We start from the raw sequence: 749 nt of genomic DNA on the forward strand, positions 1-749 counted from the left end.
ATTCGAGACAAACGACTAAATAAAAAGACGAGGCCAGCCCTCTTCTCTTAAACAACTTATACATATTACTTAATTAGGAGTATTCCATGACAATTGCACTAGGACTTGGTATCGGTAGCAAAAACGGCGCAGGCGAGTGGCTTGAAACATTCTTCCCAGCACCACAATTCCAACCTGACTCCTCTTTGGTTGCTAGCATCCAAGAAACACTAGGCCTTGAAAGCGGCAATACAACAACAGAATTAAATGATGAGCAGATTGAAGAGCTAGCAAAAATCGCAGCGCTTTCTGACATCGCAAGCCAAATGAAAGGCTCAAAAAGCCCGGCTGTAGTGGTTATTATCGAAGAAGATGGCAAGGCTAGCAGCACGCCTGAAGTGTATTTAAAACTACACCTTTTGTCTCATCGCCTGGTTAAGCCGCACGGCATTAATCTTGACGGTATTTTTGGTTTACTGCCAAATGTTGCATGGACAAATAAAGGCCCTATTGACCTATCTGAATTAACAGCAAAGCAACTTGAAGCACGCGTAGCCGGTGAATTGATTGAAGTTAAGTCTGTTGATAAATTTCCACAGATGACCGACTACGTCGTACCTGGCGGCGTCCGTATTGCCGACACAGCCCGTGTACGTCTTGGCGCCTACATTGGTGAAGGCACCACGATCATGCACGAAGGCTTTGTAAACTTTAATGCAGGTACAGAAGGCACTTCCATGATCGAAGGCCGTATCTCTGCGGGTGTTATG

The 749-nt window shown here is 45.3% G+C and carries 1 protein-coding gene; it reads left to right on the forward strand.

Features of this window, described 5'->3' with window-relative positions; translation table 11 throughout:
* Window positions 1-86: 86 nt before the first annotated feature.
* The coding region (locus A3763_RS01545; RefSeq protein WP_197482676.1) for a tetrahydrodipicolinate N-succinyltransferase N-terminal domain-containing protein at window positions 87-749 on the forward strand (663 nt) is incomplete at its 3' end.

The organism is Oleiphilus sp. HI0128, from assembly GCF_001635365.1.